Raw genomic sequence first — 16,240 nt, forward strand, 5'->3', positions numbered from 1 at the left:
GGCCGGTAGTTCACCGCGACGCGCGGTGGGGTCGCCACCGACGAATCCGTCACCAACGGGAGGTCTTGAGTTCATGTCAATGACGATTGGCTTGCTGCGCCGGCAGTTGGCCGGAATCATCGGCCTCGCACTCGTGGTCGGGATGTTCTTCGCCGTCCGGCTCCCCAGCGCCTCGGCGGCGGAGCGTACGGAGTTGGCGTCCCGGTACGCGTTCGAGCCCATGGGCATCGCGCTGCCGGCCAGCAAGCATCAGCAGACCGTGCGCAAGGTCAACCAGACGTACACCCACATCGACGCCTGGATCTCCTCGGTGGGCGCCGGCATCGCGATGAACGACCTGGACGGTGACGGTCTCGCCAACGACCTGTGCATCACCGACCCGCGCACCGACCAGACGATCGTCACCCCGACTCCGGGTCTGGGCGAGCAGCGGTACCAGCCGTTCGCGCTGGACGCCGCGCCGTTGCCGATCAGCCGGATCACCGCACCGATGGGCTGCGCGCCGGGTGACTTCAACGAGGACGGCCGGATGGACCTGCTGGTCTACTACTGGGCCCGCACGCCGATCCTGTTCCTCAACAACGGCAAGGAACTCAGCTCCGGCACCGCCGCCTACCGCCCCGTCGAGCTGGTGCCCGGCGTCGGTGTCGGCGAGTACAACGGCCCGCTGTGGAACACCAACGCGGTGGCCATCGACGACTTCGACGGTGACGGCCACGTCGACATCTATGTCGGTAACTACTTCCCGCACAGCCCGGTCCTCGACGACACGGTCAAGGGCGGCGTGGAGATGAACGACTCGATGTCCTACGGCCTCAACGGCGGCGAGGACTACGTCTTCCGGTTCACCGAGGGCACCGGGGGCGCCGAGCCCACCGCCGTGTTCCAGCGGGTGGACAACGTGATCCCGCACAGTGCCTCCAAGGGGTGGGCGCTGGCTGCTGCCGCCGTCGACCTCGACGGTGACCTGCTGCCCGAGCTGTACCTGGCGCACGACTTCGGTCCCGACCGGCTGCTCTACAACCGGTCCACCCCGGGCAACATCGAGTTCGCCCTGGTCCAGGGGGCCCGTAGCGCGACCATCCCGAAGTCGAAGGTGCTGGGCCGGGACTCGTTCAAGGGCATGGGCGCCGACTTCGGTGACATCGACGGTGACGGCCTGTACGACCTGTTCGTCAGCAACATCACCACCCCGTTCGGCATCCAGGAGAGCAACTACACGTTCATGAACACCGCCGCCGACCAGAGCGGGGTCAAGACGGCGTTCAGCAGCGGCAAGGCGCCCTTCCGGGACCGTAGCGCCGACCTCGGCCTGGCCTGGTCGGGCTGGGGCTGGGACGTCAAGATGGCCGACTTCGACAACGGCGGCCGGCTCGCCATCGCCCAGGCCACCGGCTTCGTCCGCGGTGAGGTCAACCGCTGGCCCCAGCTGCAGGAGCTGGCCACCACCAACGACACGCTGGTGCGCCACACGAGCTGGTGGCCGAACGTGCGTCCCGGTGACGACATCGGCGGCAGTCAGCGTCTGCACTTCTTCGTCGAGGGCAAGGACGGCCGGTACGTCAACATCGCCCCCGAGCTCGGCCTGGACATCCCGCTGCCGACCCGAGGCATCGCCACCGGCGACGCCGACGGCGACGGCCGGCTCGACATGGCGGTGGCCCGGCAGTGGGCCGAGCCGATCTTCTACCGCAACACCAGCCCGGACGCCGGCGCCTTCCTCGGCCTGCGGTTGACCCACGAGACCGCCGATCCGGCCACTACCGGCTCGCCGGCGGTGGGCGCCCAGGTCATGGTCACCACCCCCGACGGCCGCAAGTTCGTCTCCCGGGTCGACGGCGGCGGCGGGCACTCCGGCAAGCGCAGCAACGAGGTGCACATCGGTCTCGGCGCCGAGGTCACCGGTTCGGTACAGGTCACGCTCTGCTGGCGCGACCGCACCGGGCAAATCCGTAAGCAGGACCTTCAGCTGACCCCGGGCTGGCACGACGTGCAGCTCGGCTCGCAGGCCAACGAGAGGTAACGGAGATGGCCGACACCAAGACCAGCCCCGTCCGGCACGACGCGAAGACGACGACGGCGCTGCGCCGCTTCGCGATCTCGATCACGATCTTCAACATCGTCGGTTACGTCTACCTCGGTTTCGAGCAGCCCTGGCTGTGGCCGTTCATCGCGCTCGCCACCGGCTACACGGTGGAGATCGTGCTGGAGGTGATCGGCGCCCGGGCCGAGGGTCGCGCGCCGCGCTTCCTCGGCGCCGGAAAGCGCGGATTCGTCGAGTTCCTCTTCCCGGCGCACATCACCTCGCTGGCCGTCAACATGCTGACCTACGTCAACGACCGGGTCTGGGTGATGATGTTCGGGGTCACCGTGGCGATCGCCGCGAAGTGGATCCTGCGAGCCCCCGTCCGGGGTCGACTGCGGCACTACATGAACCCGTCGAACTTCGGCATCGCGATGATCCTGATTCTCTTCCCGTGGGCCAGCATCGCGCCGCCGTACCACTTCACCGAGCACACCCCGGCGCTGGGTGACTGGCTGGTCCCGGCGATCATCCTCACCGCCGGCACGATGCTCAACGCCAAGCTGACCGGCCGGATGTTCCTGATCATGGGCTGGCTGTCCGCGTTCGTGCTCCAGGCGGTGATCCGTGGCCTGGTCCTGGACGTCTCCATCCTGGGTGCGCTGGGCATGATGACAAGCGTGGCGTTCGTGCTGTTCACGAACTACATGATCACCGACCCGGGAACCAGCCCGTCCCGCCCGGCGTCCCAGATCGCCTTCGGCGCCGGCGTGGCCAGTCTCTACGGGCTCATCACGGGCATGGGCATCGCGTACGGGCTCTTCTTCGCCACCGCGGCGGTCTGCCTCATCCGCGGCATGTTCCTCTGGGCGCTGCACATCTCCAACAAGGCTCGCGAACAGCGGGAAGCCGCCGCCGCCGCGGCGGCGCCCACCGACGGGGTGCCGGTCCCCGCGACCGACGCCCTCGCCGCGGGCCCCAACTCCCACAAGGAAGCGGTGCCGGCATGAGCAGGATCGCCGTCGTCGGCCTGGCATGCCGATATCCGGACGCCGCCTCTCCCGGTGAACTGTGGGAGAACGTGATCACGGGCCGGCGGGCCTTCCGCCGGCTGCCGGACGAACGGATGCGGCTGGCCGACTACTGGGATGCCGACCGCAGCGTCCCGGACCGGTTCTACGCCCGCAACGCCGCGGTCATCGAGGGGTACGAGTTCGACCGGCAGAAGTACCGGATCGCCGGCAGCACGTACCGGTCCACCGACCTGACCCACTGGCTGGCCCTGGACACCGCCGCCCGGGCGCTCGGTGACGCCGGGTTCCCGATGGGCGCCGAACTGCCCCGCGAACGCACCGGCGTGGTGGTCGGCAACACCCTGACCGGGGAGTTCTCCCGGGCGAACGTGATGCGGCTGCGCTGGCCGTACGTCCGGCGGACGGTCGGTGCCGCCCTGCGCGAGCAGGGCTGGGACGACGACCAGCTCGCCGACTTCCTCGGCACCCTGGAACAGCGCTACAAGGCGCCGTTCCCGGCCATCGACGAGGACACCCTGGCCGGTGGCCTGTCCAACACCATCGCCGGGCGGATCTGCAACTACTTCGACCTCAAGGGCGGCGGCTACACCGTCGACGGCGCCTGCTCGTCGTCGCTGCTGTCGGTGCTCACCGCCTGCCGAAGCCTGGTGGAAGGCGAACTGGACGTCGCGGTCGCGGGCGGGGTCGACCTGTCGATCGACCCGTTCGAGATCATCGGTTTCGCCAAGACCGGTGCGCTGGCGCGCGGCGAGATGAAGGTCTACGACCAGGGCTCCAACGGCTTCTGGCCCGGCGAGGGCTGCGGCATGGTCGTCCTCATGCGCCACGAGGACGCGGTGGCGCAGGGCCGGCGGATCTACGCCTCCATCGCCGGATGGGGCATGTCCTCCGACGGCAAGGGTGGCATCACCCGGCCGGAGGAGGACGGCTACCGGCTGGCGCTGACCCGGGCGTACGCCCGCGCCGGGTTTGGCATCGAGACCGTGCCGATGTTCGAGGGACACGGCACCGGCACCGAGGTCGGTGACGCGACGGAGCTGCGGGCGCTGACCGAGGCGCGTCGGGCCGCCGGTGCGTCCGGCACCCCGGCCGCGATCAGCTCGATCAAGGCGATGATCGGGCACACCAAGGCGGCGGCCGGGGTGGCCGGCCTGCTCAAGGCGGTCCTCGCGGTGCACCACCAGATGCTGCCGCCGACGGTCGCCTGCGAGGAGCCGCACGAGGTGCTCACCTCGAACGAGGCGAAGCTGCGGGTGCTGCCCACCGCCGAGCCGTGGCCGGCCGACGCGCCGCTGCGCGCCGGGATCACCGCGATGGGCTTCGGCGGCATCAACACGCACCTGGTGGTGTCCGGTGAGGAGACTGCGCGTCGCTCGCCGGACGCCCGGACCCGCACCATCGCCGCCCGCGCCCAGAACGTCGAACTGCTGGTCCTGGACGCGGACACCCCGGCCGAACTGGCCGAGCGGGTCCACGCCCTGGCCGGACAGGTGATCCGCCTCTCCTACGCCCAACTCGGCGACCTGGCCGCCAGCATCTACACCGAACTCGGCGACCGGCCGTACCGGGCCGCGGTGGTGGCCCGCTCGCCGGAGGACGCCGAGCGTCAACTGCTGCGGGTGCACGCGGCGCTGCAGGCCGGCGAGAGCCGACTGTACGCCGCCGACGGCCGGGCCTTCCTCGGCCACGTCCGCGGCGCCGCCCGGGTCGGGTTCCTCTTCCCCGGCCAGGGCACCGGCCGGGGTCGACCGGCCGAGGCGCTGCGCCGCCGGTTCACCCAGGCCGACCGGATCGTCACCGAGGCGGCGCTGCCCACCGGTGACGTGGTGGCCACCGAGGTCGCCCAGCCGCGCATCGTCACCGGTTCGGTCGCCGGGCTCAGCGTGCTGAGCGCGCTCGGCATCGAGGCCGACGTGGCCGTCGGGCACAGCCTCGGCGAGCTCACCGCGCTGCACTGGGCCGGGGCGATGGACCTGTCCTCGGTGCTGCGGATGGCTGCCGCCCGGGGACGCACCATGGCCGAGCACGGCCGTCCCGGCGGCACCATGGCCGGTGTCCCGGCCGACCCGGAGACCGCCCGCCGCCTGCTCAGCGGGGAGCCGGTGGTCATCGGCGGCTACAACAGTCAGCGGCAGACGGTGATCTCCGGTCCGATCGACGCCGTCGAGCGGGTGCTGGAACGAGCCGAGGTGGCCGGGATCCCCGGCAAACGCCTACGGGTCTCGCACGCCTTCCACTCGCCGCTGGTCGCCGAGGCGGCCGAGGCGTTCGGCGGCTACCTCGCCGAGGAGCGGTTCCAGCCGTTGCAGCGCCAGGTGGTCTCCACCGTGACCGGCACCGTCCTGCCTGCCGACGTCGACCTGTCGGTGCTGCTGCGCGACCAGATCACCGAGCCGGTGCTGTTCGCGCAGGCCATCGCGATGGCCGCCAAGGAGGTGGACCTGTTCGTCGAGGTCGGACCGGGGCGGATCCTGTCCGACCTGGGCCGTACCGACACCTCGGTGCCGACGGTCGCGCTCGACACCGACGACGAGACGCTGGCCAGCGTGCTGCGCGTCGTCGCCGCGGCGTACGTGGTCGGGGCGGCGCGGGTGCATCCGCAGCTCTTCGACGGCCGGCTGGTCCGGCCGGTCAAGGACGTCGACGAGTTCAGCTTCTTCGCCAGCCCGTGCGAGACCGACTCCGACGTGGTGCTGCCCGACTCGCCGCCGCCGGTCGCCGCGCCGGCCTCCGTGAACGGTGCCGCACCCACTGGGGAGCCGGCCTCCCTGGTGCTGCGTCAACTCGTCGCCGCCCGGGCGGAACTGCCGCTGGACATGGTCGGTGAGGACAGCCGGCTCCTCGACGACCTGCACCTGAGCTCGATCACGGTCAGCCAGGTGGTGAACCAGGCTGCGCAGCAGCTCGGCGTACCGCCGTCGCGGCTGCCCACAAACGTGGCCACGGCGACCGTACGGGAGGTCGCCGAGGCGATGGAGGCGCTGATCGGCACCGGGTTGGCCGAGGACCTGACGCAGCCCGCGTCGGTGCCGGGCGTGGACACCTTCATCCGGGCGTTCGCGGTCGACCTGGTCGAGGCGCCCACACCGGTGCCGGGCCCGGCCGAGACGAACGCCGGGTGGCAACTGTTCGGTGGCCACACCGACCCGCGCGCGGAGCAGGCCCGGCAGGCGCTGGCCGGCGGCGGAGTCGGCGGCGGAGTCCTGGTCTGGCTGCCGGCCGACTGCACCCCGGAGCAACTCGAACCGGCGTTGCAGGGGGCGCGGGCGGCGCTGACCGCCGGAGCGGGCGACCGCTTCGTGCTGGTGCAGCACGGCCTGGGCGCCAGCGGCCTGGCCCGGACCCTGCGGCTGGAGGACCCCCGGATCCGGACCACTGTGGTGCACCTGCCGGCCACCCTGGACGTCGCCGACCGGGTGCTGGCCGAGGTCGCCGCGACCGACACCTATCACGAGGTCCACTACGACGTGACCGGGGCGCGTCGGCAGCAGGTCCTGCGGGCCCTGCCCATCGACGCCGGTCGGGTCGAACAGCCGCTCGATGCCGGTGACGTGCTGCTGGTCACCGGCGGCGGCAAGGGCATCACGGCGGAGTGCGCGCTCGCCCTGGCCGCCGACGCCGGTGCCAAACTCGCCGTGCTGGGCCGTTCCGACCTGGCCGCCGACGCGGAACTGGCGGCCAACCTGGAACGCTTCGCCGCCGCCGGTGTGCAGGCGCGCTACCTGCGTGCCGACGTCACCGACCCGGTGGCGGTGCGGGCCGCGGTCGACGAGGTCGAGCGGCTGCTCGGCCCGGTGACCGGGGTGCTGCACGGCGCCGGGCGCAACGAACCGGCGGCGTTGACCTCGCTCGACATGGACGCCGTGCACGGCGCGCTGGCACCCAAGGTCGGCGGCCTCGCCGCGGTCCTGGACGCCGTCGACGCCGACCGGCTGAAGCTGCTGGTCACCTTCGGCAGCATCATCGGCCGGGCCGGGCTGCGGGGCGAGGCGCACTACGCCACGGCCAACGACCGGCTGGCCGAACAGACCCGTCGCTTCGGCGCGGCCCACCCGACCTGCCGCTCGATCTGCCTGGAGTGGTCGGTCTGGTCCGGTGTGGGCATGGGGGAGAAGCTGTCCGTCGTCGAGTCGTTGGCCCGCGACGGCATCACCCCGATCACCCCCGAGCAGGGAGTGGCGGTGCTGCGCCGGCTGGTCACCGACCCGGACACCCCGGCGGTGGTGGTGATCAGCGGACGGGCCGACAGCCTGGACACGCTGCGCTTCGAGGAGCCGGAACTGCCGTTGCTGCGCTTCGTGGACCGGCCGCAGGTGCGCTACCACGGCGTGGAGTTGGTCACGGACATCGAACTCACCGCCGGCAGCGACCTGTACCTGCCCGACCATCTGCTCGACGGCAACCTGCTCTTCCCCGCGGTCATGGGCATGGAGGCGATGGCCCAGGCGGCCATGACGGTGACCGGTCGCAGCGAGGTGCCGGTCATCGAACAGGCCCGCTTCGCCCGGCCGATCGTGGTGCCACCGCACGGCAGCACCACCATCCGGGTCGCGGCCCTGGTGACCGCCGACGACACGGTACGGGCGGTGATCCGTACCGCGGACACCGGATTCGCCGCGGACCACTTCGAGGCCACGTTGCGCTTCGTCGAGGGTCCGGTGCCGGACGGTCCGCCGGAGCAGGTCGCCGACGACCTGCCGCCGGTGCCGCTGGACCCGGCCCGGGACCTGTACGGCGACACCCTGTTCCAGGGAGCGCGCTTCCAACGGTTGCGCGCCTTCCACCGGGCGGCGGCCCGCGACGTCGACGCCGACGTGGCCACCGTGCCGGAGACCGACTGGTTCAGCGCCTACCTGCCGGACACGCTGGTGCTCGGAGACCCGGGGGTGCGCGACGCGCTGATGCACGGCAACCAGGTCTGCGTACCGGACGCCACGCTGCTGCCGGTGGCGATCGCACGGCTGTACCCGGCCGGGTCCCGGATGGGCACCGGTGAGCCGTTGCGCTACTGCGCCACCGAGCGGGAGCGCGACGGAGACACCTACGTCTACGACATCGCGTTGCGCACCGGCACCGGCGAGGTCGTCGAGCGGTGGGAGGGCCTGCAACTGCGGGCGGTACGCAAGAAGGACGGCCGGGGCCCCTGGGTGGCGCCGCTGCTCGGCTCCTACCTGGAGCGGACCCTGGGCGACCTGATCGGCACCGCGATCGCGGTGGCGGTGGAGCCGAACGCCGGCGACCAGCCGGAGTTGGCGGTCGGTCGGGCCCTCGGGCACGCCGCCGACCTGCGGTACACCCCCGACGGGCATGCCGAGCAGGTGGACGGGCGGTACGTGGCGGTCTCCCACGGCGCGGAACTCAGCCTCGCCGTGGCAGCCCGTACCCCGGTCGGCTGCGACGTACGGCCCGTCTCGCCGCGACCGGTCGACAGCGGCGCCCCGGTCCTGGGCCGGTACGAGGCGCTTGTCGACCAGGTGGTCACCGGCTTCGGCGTCGACCGGGACACCGCCGCGACCCAGGTGGAGGCGGCGCTGGACTGCCTGCGGCAGGTCGACCTGCCGGAGCATCTCTCGGTGACGCTGACCCCGATCCAACGCGACGGGTGGCTGGTCTTCGCCGCGGGCGCGACGCGGGTGGCGACCTTCGCCACCACCGTTGGCCCGGCGGCCACGCCTGTCGTGTTCACCGTCCGTACCGACGGAGGGCTGTGAGGTGGAGGACTACTACGAGTATCGGCACACGGTCGGTTTCGAGGAGACCAACCTGGTCGGCAACGTCTACTACGTCAACTACCTGCGTTGGCAGGGCCGTTGCCGGGAGATGTTCCTGCACGACAAGGCGAACGACGTCCTCGACGACCTGCGCAGCGATCTGAAGCTGTTCACGTTGAAGGTCGACTGCGAATTCTTCGCGGAAATCACCGCCTTCGACCAGTTGGCCATTCGGATGCGGCTGGTCGAACTCGCCCAGACACAGATCGAATTCAGCTTCGACTATGTCCGGATGCATCCCGAGGGCGAGGTGCTGGTCGCCCGCGGCCGGCAACGGGTGGCCTGCATGCGGGGGCCGAACAACCGCACCAGCCCGTCCCGGGTGCCGGAGGCGCTGGCCCGGGCGCTGGCGCCCTACCGGGTGCGGGCGCGGGCGGCATAGCGATCCACGGGAGGTACACGTGAACGTCCAGCCAGAGCCCACCGCCGAGCCGTGCGATCCGGTCCAGTTGCGCCGTGCGTTCGGCACGTTCGCCACGGGCGTGACCGTGGTGACCGTTGGCGGAGAATGTCCACACGGGATGACCGCGAACTCGTTCACGTCGGTCTCCCTGGATCCGCCCCTCGTGCTCATCTGCGTCGATCAACAGGCGATCATGCATCGCAGCCTGATCGAGTGCGGCCAGTTCGGAGTCTCCGTCCTGGCCGCACACCAGGAGCCGGTGGCCCGGCACTTCGCCGACCGCCGGCGCCCGTTGGGCGCCGCTCAGTTCGACGCGGTCGACTGGGTGCCGGGCCGGCTCACCGGCGCTCCGCTGATCGTCGGGGCGCTGGCGCACTTCGAGTGCGAGCTGTGGCGGTCCTACGACGGTGGGGACCACACCATCTTCGTGGCCAACCTGCTCGCGGTCCGTCGGGAACCGGAGGCCGACGGGGTGCTGTTCGTACGTGGCCGGTTCCGGCAACTCGACCGGGACGGCATCGACGTGGCTGACGGTGTGCCGGCCTGGCAGGCCGCTGTCCGAGGCGGGGTGACGGGATGACCATCGCAGGAACGCGGCGGGTCACAGCGGGACCGACCGGAGCGGCGATGCTGCGTACGCTCTGGCAGCTCGCCCAGGACCGGCTGGGCATGATGCGCACCGCGGCCAGCTACGGCGACGTGGTCCGGCTCGGGCCGAGTTTCAAACGGCTCTACTTCTTCAACCACCCGGACCACGCCAAGTACGTGCTGGCCGACAACAGCCAGAACTACCACAAGGGCGTCGGACTGGCCCAGGCCCGGCGGGCCCTCGGCGACGGCCTGCTCACCAGCGAGGGTGAGCTGTGGCGCAAACAGCGGCGGGTGATCCAACCGGCGTTCCAGGCCAAGCGGATCGCCGCCCAGGCCGGCGTGGTCGTCGAGGAGGCCGCCGGGCTGGTGCAACGGCTGCGGGCGCACCGCGACGGCGCGCCCGTCGACATCGTCAAGGAGATGACCGGGCTCACCCTCGGTGTGCTCGGCCGTACGCTGCTCGACAGCGACCTCAGCGAGCACCGCTCGGTGGGCCACTCCTTCGAGGTCATGCAGGACCAGGCCATGTTCGAGATGGTCACCATGGGTTCCGTGCCGACCTGGCTGCCGTTGCCGCACCAGCTGCGGTTCCGGCGGGCCCGGCGGGACCTGCAACGGGTCGTCGACGCGTTGGTCGCCCAGCGGCGGGCGCGGGGCGAGGAGGGCGACGACGCCCTGTCCCGGCTGATCGTCTCGACCCGGCAGGAGGCCGACCCTCGGGTGGGTCGGCTGCGGATGCGCGACGAACTGGTCACCCTGCTGCTGGCCGGTCACGAGACCACGGCCAGCACGCTGGGCTGGACGTTCCACCTGCTCGACCGGCACCCGGAGGTGCTGGAACGGGTCCGCGCCGAGGCGGTGGAGGTGCTCGGCGACCGGCAGCCGGTGTACGAGGACCTGGCCCGGCTGCGGTTCACCGCACAGGTGATCAACGAGGCGATGCGGCTGTACCCGCCGGTGTGGATGCTCTCCCGGATCGCCCAGCAGCCCGACGTGATCGGCGGCTACCACGTGCCGGGCGGCTCGGACGTGCTGATCTGCCCGTACACCCTGCACCGGCATCCGGAGTTCTGGGACGACCCGGACCGGTTCGACCCGGACCGGTTCGACCCCGCCCGCCCGAACGACCGACCCCGCTACGCGTACGTGCCGTTCGGCGCCGGACCACGGTTCTGCGTGGGTAACCACCTGGGACTGATGGAGGCCACCTTCGTCACCGCCATGGTGGTACGGGAACTGCGGCTGACCGGCGACCCGGCGTACCAGGTGGTGCCCGAACCGATGCTCTCCCTGCGGATCAAGGGTGGCCTGCCGATGCGGGTCACGGTGGTCTCCTGACCGATGGCGCGATGAACGGACGGCGTGCCGCCGACGACGGCGGCACGCCGGAACAAACCCGAAACGCGCACCGTCGCGAGGCATGTCGCTGCGAACCGGCAGCGAAGGCACGCGGCGGCACTGCGGCGTGTGCAGGGCCGGAAAGGCGGGTCGGAAATGCCATTTCCGGTCAGTTTCGGTCGACTGAATTGCTCGACGGATAATCGTCGGCACCGGTATTCGGGATCGCAATCACTGAGAAGACCGCCGCAATTCCACATGCCACGATTCGTCCGTGGCAACGAGCGGAGAAACGACGCTGACCGGCGACGCCGAGGTGGCAGTCGAGCCGGGCCCCACCTCCTGGCTGCAGGACGGTGTGTGGCTGCTGGAGCAACTCGCCCCGTACCGGGGTGTGCACCGGCTGGTCCGCACCTGGCACCTGCACGGGACGATCGACGTGCCGGCGCTGCGGTCGGCCTGGCGCACACTGCTGGATCGGCACGAGGTGCTGCGGACCCGGCTGGTCGAGGTGGACGGCGTCCCGCAGCCGGTGGTCTCCGCCGACAGCACCGGCGCGTTCGTCCACGTCGACCTCGGGCACCTGGCCGACGCGGAACGCGAACGCGCCATCGACCGGGTCTGCACGGCGGCCGCCTCCGTCCCGGAGCGGGCCACCGACACGCCGCTGGCCCGGTTGACGCTGGTGCGTACCGGCCCCGCCACGCACCGGCTGGTGCTGGCGCTGCACCGGGCGGTGGCCGACGACCGGTCGATCTCGATAATCGTGGACGAGCTGTCCATCTGCTACGCCGCGCAGGTACGCCCCGGCCCGATCACCCCCGCGTCGCTGGCCCCGGTGCTGCGCTACGCCGAGTACGCCCGCTGGCAGCGTGACCTGGTGGACGGCCCGGTCGGCCGCCGGCTGCTGGACTGGTGGACCGCCCACCTCACCCCGCTGCCGCCACCGGTACCGCTGCCCGTCGACCACGACGGCGCCACCCGCCCGGCGGGGCCCGCCGGCCTGGTGCCGTTCGACTGGGGCACCGCCCTCGCCGACCAGCTGGCCACGTACTGCCGGACCCGGTCGGCCAACCCGGCGGCGGTGCTGCTGGCCGCCGTGCAGGCGGTCCTGCACCGGTACGGCGACGACGACCGGGTGACCGTCGCGATGCCGGTACCGGTGCCACCGCCCGGGTTTCCCGCGCTCGTCGGCCCCTGCGACAACCTGCTGGTCCTCACCACCGATCTCGGCGGTGGCCCCACCTTCAGCGAGGCGGTGGACCGGGCCGCAGCCGTGCTGCGGGCCGCCACCAGACACCGGGAGCTGCCGTTCGCGCGGCTGGTCCGGGAACTGCCCGTCGAGCGTGACCCGAGGCGAGTGCCGTTCTGCGACGTCCTGCTGGCCCTACCGGGCCCGGAGGCGGACCTGCGGCTGGCCGGTGCCGGTGTCGTACCGACGGCGGTGACCGACCTGGGCCCCACCGTCGCGGATCTGGCGATCACCGTACGCAGCACCTGGCCCACCGTGGCCGGCACGCTCAGCCACCGCGCCGACCGGTTCGCCTCCGCCACCGCCGCCGGCCTGCTCGGGCAGGTGCGCACGCTGCTGTCGGCCGCGCTCGACGCACCGCACACGCCGGTGCATCGGCTGTCCCTGGACGGCCCGACGCTTGTCGGCTCGACCGACGGCCCGCGCGCCGAAGCGCTGCCCGTGCACGAGATCGTCCGTCGGCGTGCCGGACAGAACCCGGAGGCGGTCGCCGTGGCGAGCCGGGACGGCCGGTGGACGTACGGCGAACTGGAGCGCCGCACCGCGGCGGTGGCCACGTACCTGCGTGGGCTGGCCGTCGAGGGCGCGCCCGTGGCGGTACGGATGACCACCGGGCCGTGGCAGCTCGCCGCGTCGCTGGGCGTCCTGCGCGCCGGTGGTCACCTGGTCCGGTTCGGCACCGGCGACGGCGGTCAGCGCGGCCGGGCGATCCTGTCGCAGCTGCGTCCGGTCTGTCTGCTCCGGACGGGGGAGGACCCGGACGACGACCTGGCCCGCTGGTTCCGCGACGAACTCGACGGCCGGCTGGTCGACGTGACCTGCCTGCCCCGTTCGTCGACGACGACGGCGCCGCCGCCGACCGACGACCTCACCCGCACGGCCTATGTGGCGTACGCCTCGGACTGCACCGGGCGGCCGGCGGGCATCGCCCACGACCACGCGGCGCTCGCCCAGTTCGTCACCTGGATGGCCGACGCCCTGGAGCTGACGCCCGGTGCCCGGGTGGCCCAGTGGCTCGCCCCGGAACACGCCCCGAGCCTGTGCGAGACGGTCGCCACGCTGGTCGGTGGCGGCACCCTGTATCCCGTGCCGGTCCGCATCCGGGCGCACCCCGAGAAGCTGGTCGACTGGTTGGTCCGGGAGCGCATCACCTTCCTGCAGACGGTGCCGAGCCTCGCCCGGGAGCTGCTGGGCGTCCTCGCGGCCCGGGAGCCCGCCGCCCGGCCCAGCAGCCTGCGTCGGCTGGTGCTGACCGGCGAGACGCTGTCGGACGAGGTGGTGAACGGCTTCCGACGGGTGCTGCCGGCGACCCGGCTGGCGACCCTCTACGGCCCCGCCGAGACCATCGCGGCCACCTGGCACGAGATCACCGGCCCGGTGCCGGCGAACGTGCCGATCGGCCGCCCGATTCCCGGACGGCAGGTGCTGGTCCTCGACGAGGCGGACCAGCCCTGCCCGACGGGCCTCACCGGCGAGATCGTGGTGCGCAGCCGCTACATCTGCGACGGCTACCTCGACGACGGCGGGCACGACGGCAGCGGTGAGTACGACGGCAGCGGCGACGACGGTAGCCGACGGCGGGCGGCGTTCCGAGCCCCCGACGGGGAGCCGGCCGACGACAGCGACCTGCGCTGGTACCGCACCGGTGACCTCGGGCGCTGGCGCTGGGACGGGCTGCTGGAGTTGCGTGGCCGCCGCGACCCGGTCGAGGCGTTGCCCCGCCAGGCGGCCGGCAAGGGGGAGCGTCGCCGAGCGTCCGCACCGAGATCGGCAGCGGCGCGACGGCCCGTGGACAGCCCGGTGGGACGGGGCCTGGCCGAGATCTGGTCGGCGCTGCTGGGCACCGGTCCGTTCGCGGCCGACACCTCGTTCTTCGACGCCGGGGGGCACTCGATGCTCGTCCCCCAGCTCGTCCGGCGGATCCAGCGCCGCTTCGGGGTCACGGTCCCGCTGCGCGAGTGCTTCACCCACCACACGTTGGCCGGGATGACCATCCTGGTCGAGGCGGCGGAAGGTCGGGCGGAACTCGCCGCTGCCGCAGACACGGCACAGTAGCCGCGCCGACGGCCAGGGCGGTCAGCGCCAGGGCACGCCGGCACCAGGGTGGCCGGCGCCAGGGCACGCCGGCGACGGATCGCCGAAGGAGGGAGCGCCGCTGGAGGTGACGCCGTCGCCTCGTGGTCAAGCGGCGTCGGCGGCCAGCCCGGCCTGTCGCCGGCTGATGCGGCCGGTCCGGTACAACCAGGCCACGGTGTCCCGGATCGTCTCGGTGACCGGGCGGGTCGGCGCGGGCACCTGCGGGCCGGTACGCAGGTCGCAGTGACAGGTGTAGACCGCGCCGTACTCGACGGGGACGTGCCAGGGCCAGATCCGCTGGAACGCGGACGCGGCGGCCCCCACCGGCAGCACCGCCGCCGAGGGCAGGTAGGCGACCGGCAACCGGCGGCCGGTGACCTCGCGTACGGCCGCGACGAACTCACGGGTGGACAAGGTCCGTCCCGGTGCCAGCAGGCGTCGCGGGCCCGGCCCGGGTCGCAGCGCCGCGACGTGCAGGTCGGCCACCTCGCGGACGTCACCCACCGGAAATCCGCCGCCCGGCCAGATGGGCAGCTGCCCGCGCAGCAGCGCCCGCAACCGGGCCGCCTGATCACCGACGTACGGGTCGTGTGGGCCCAGCGTGGCCATCGGGTACGTGATGATTACCGGTGATCCCGCTGCCTGGTGCCGTCGGGCGATCTCCTCGGCAGCCGCCTTGGTGGCCATGTACCGCTCCCGTGGGCGGCCCACCGGCAGATCCGTGGCGAGCGGAGCACCCCCGGTCGGTGCCAGGGCCACCACCGAGGACACATGCACGATCGTCTCGACGTCGGCCGCGCGGGCCGCGTCGAGCACCACCTCGGTGCCCCCGACGTTGACCTGCCACATCTGCGCGTGACGGCGGGTGTCGAACGAGTAGACCCCGGCGGCATGCAGAACCGCGGCGCAGCCGTCCATCGCCCGGCCGACCGACCGCGCGTCGGTCACGTCACCGGTGACGGTCGCCACGTCCGCGGTGGACGCTCCCAGTGGTTCGAGGGCAGGCCCGACCGTGTCGGGGTCACGAACCAACAGTCGCACCTCGTGCCCGGCGCGCAGCAATGCCGCGGCCGTGTGCGAGCCGATGAAACCGGTGCCGCCGGTGACCAGTACACGCACGTTCGTTCCTGCCCTTCACTCGAAGATGGGACACCTTGGACGGCACCAGTCAGCGGGGCCTTCGACCGGGTGCCGAAGGACGTGCACAGTCAGCGCGCGTCGCGCGGGCTGTTCTGGTACGCGGTCAACTGCCAGCCGTTCGGGGTACGGACCAGCAGCCAGGAGGCGCGGATGGCCCGCTCGGCGGCCACCTCCGTCTCACCCGGGGCGAGTACGCCGCCCTCGGTGAGCAGCAGCGCCACGTCGGGACCGAGGAAGCGGATGTCGAAGGGCTGCCCGGTGACGCGGGTCCCCTTGTAGGGGCCGGCGAAGCCCTGCGCCATGAAGTCGCGGATGTCGTCGCGGCCCTTGCGGGTCACACCGGGCAGGATCATGGTGCCGTCCGGCGTGAAGAGACCGGCGAAGGTGTCGGCGTCGTTCGCCGCCCACGCCTGCACGACCCGCTCGGGCAGGGCTGCGACAGCGGCCCGGTCGTCGGCGGACACCTGCGGTCCGAGGCTGTTGGTGGTCACGGGTGACTCCTTCCGTCAGAGGCGCGTCGGGCCTCAGATGGTGCGGGTGTCCGGGGCGAGGATTGCGGCATTCCAGACGTCGGTGGCTGGCACTGCGCACTCCTCGATGTCGGCTGGTCGG

The 16,240-nt window shown here is 72.1% G+C and carries 9 protein-coding genes; 7 read left to right on the forward strand and 2 right to left on the reverse strand.

The window, feature by feature from the left end:
* Positions 1-73: 73 nt before the first annotated feature.
* The 7 genes from VAB18032_RS13700 (at position 74) to VAB18032_RS13730 (ending at position 14,467) form a co-directional block, all read left to right on the forward strand.
* Entirely contained in the window at positions 74-2,023 is a 1,950-nt protein-coding gene (locus VAB18032_RS13700; RefSeq protein WP_043720641.1) for a CRTAC1 family protein, read from the forward strand.
* A 5-nt stretch (positions 2,024-2,028) separates the two neighbouring features.
* Positions 2,029-3,033 carry an RnfABCDGE type electron transport complex subunit D gene (locus VAB18032_RS13705; protein WP_013733446.1) on the forward strand — a complete coding sequence of 335 codons (1,005 nt, stop codon included), beginning with the start codon at positions 2,029-2,031 and terminating at the stop codon, positions 3,031-3,033.
* Complete coding sequence (locus tag VAB18032_RS13710) at positions 3,030-8,768, forward strand: type I polyketide synthase (RefSeq protein ID WP_013733447.1); 5,739 nt, start codon at positions 3,030-3,032, stop codon at positions 8,766-8,768. Before VAB18032_RS13705 ends, VAB18032_RS13710 begins: the two co-directional genes overlap by 4 nt.
* Position 8,769: 1 nt before the next feature.
* On the forward strand, positions 8,770-9,210 hold the full coding sequence (locus tag VAB18032_RS13715; RefSeq protein ID WP_013733448.1) for an acyl-CoA thioesterase: 441 nt from the start codon (positions 8,770-8,772) through the stop codon (positions 9,208-9,210).
* A gap of 19 nt (positions 9,211-9,229) precedes the next feature.
* Positions 9,230-9,811 (forward strand): flavin reductase family protein, encoded by a 582-nt coding sequence (locus tag VAB18032_RS13720; protein ID WP_013733449.1) that lies wholly within the window; start codon positions 9,230-9,232, stop codon positions 9,809-9,811.
* Positions 9,808-11,160, forward strand: coding sequence for a cytochrome P450 (locus VAB18032_RS13725; protein WP_043720643.1), 1,353 nt, complete (start codon positions 9,808-9,810; stop codon positions 11,158-11,160). Before VAB18032_RS13720 ends, VAB18032_RS13725 begins: the two co-directional genes overlap by 4 nt.
* Positions 11,161-11,434: 274 nt before the next feature.
* A complete protein-coding gene (locus tag VAB18032_RS13730) occupies positions 11,435-14,467 on the forward strand; it encodes an AMP-binding protein (protein WP_081476112.1) in 3,033 nt (1,010 codons plus the stop codon).
* A 126-nt stretch (positions 14,468-14,593) separates the two neighbouring features.
* On the opposite strand, the gene VAB18032_RS13735 is transcribed toward VAB18032_RS13730, so the two are convergent.
* Together VAB18032_RS13735 and VAB18032_RS13740 are read right to left on the reverse strand one after the other, a co-directional pair.
* Complete coding sequence (locus VAB18032_RS13735; protein ID WP_013733452.1) at positions 14,594-15,607, reverse strand: SDR family NAD(P)-dependent oxidoreductase; 1,014 nt, start codon at positions 15,605-15,607, stop codon at positions 14,594-14,596.
* Positions 15,608-15,696: 89 nt separating this feature from the next.
* A complete protein-coding gene (locus VAB18032_RS13740; RefSeq protein WP_013733453.1) occupies positions 15,697-16,119 on the reverse strand; it encodes an SgcJ/EcaC family oxidoreductase in 423 nt (140 codons plus the stop codon).
* Positions 16,120-16,240 lie beyond the last annotated feature (121 nt).

Source organism: Micromonospora maris AB-18-032, from assembly GCF_000204155.1.
Lineage (GTDB): Bacteria > Actinomycetota > Actinomycetes > Mycobacteriales > Micromonosporaceae > Micromonospora > Micromonospora gifhornensis.